General features: G+C 37.2%; 1 pseudogene. It reads left to right on the forward strand.

Annotation, left to right across the window (positions count from 1 at the left end):
• Positions 1-416: 416 nt before the first annotated feature.
• Positions 417-1090, forward strand: a pseudogene (locus SMIDD26_RS00730) (bacteriocin-associated integral membrane family protein); the annotation flags it as partial.

Genomic DNA, 1090 nt, shown 5'->3' on the forward strand with positions numbered 1-1090 from the left:
CAAGCCAACATAGCTATTATTTGCAGGTTAGAGATGATGGACTTCAAAAAGGAAGTCTTTCTACCAAACATTTCTCCGACTTGAAACGACAAGATTTTCTCGGATTATTGACAGATAAACGGACATTTTGATCGACAATTGCCCTAGTTGTTTATTGTAAACTTTACAAATGAGCTGTAAACACTAGAATCCATTCAGAAAGGCAATTCCTATGAAAAATAAAATTTTAATCATTGTTTATCTTTTAGCCTCGCTAATCATCAGTTTTATAATCTTTTCACTTTTGCATATTGATTTTAAATGGTGGACAACTCTGGCTATAAGTGCAGGATTTATTTACACCTACTTAAGGTCTAGCAAAAAATAAAAAGAGGTTGCACTTAGCTCAATGTTGTCTCTTCACGGGAGGTATCTCTATGAAAAAAATCAGTCATCTTTGTATGCTCTTGCTCTTGCTGTGTACTACGTTTTTTGTCCTGAATGTAAATGTTACACGAGAAATAGTGCGGATTCAGGAGATGGGCAAGACAACTTATTCATTTGACTTGTACTTGAAAGATGTCACTAAACCGACAGAAACGATTCTCCAGTTTTTTGAAGAGGTTGCAAGTCAAGACAAGGTCTCTATTATCAAAGTAGATAATGGCGATGAGGCCGTCAAGGCTGGTGTTTTTGATAAGGAAACCTTCCCCTATCAGGAGTTCGGTCTGACTTCTCTTGATTTTTCAAAGAATGAGAAGGGAGTCTACAGTAACCAGGACCTTCCCAATAATCTAGGAACCATTCCCACCTTTTTAAAGGTGAAACTCATTCGACTCCAGACCTTCCAATCCTATATTGAGGATAAATCCCATACTGTAAATGGGCGCTACATGATTACCTCCAGCAAAGAGATAGATCGCGATACCATTCTACAAAAGTGGAGTGATTTTTTCCAGATAGATAAGACGATTTTATTAGAACCCACTTACCGAAGTCAGGTTGGAGTGCTAAATCAAGAGTTGTTACTATCTATCATTATCTTTATCTTGGCAATCTTACTTGTGATTTTAATGACAGTTTATCAGCCGATGATGGAGATGAAGCGAGT

The organism is Streptococcus mitis (genome assembly GCF_001579035.1).
GTDB lineage: Bacteria > Bacillota > Bacilli > Lactobacillales > Streptococcaceae > Streptococcus > Streptococcus mitis_J.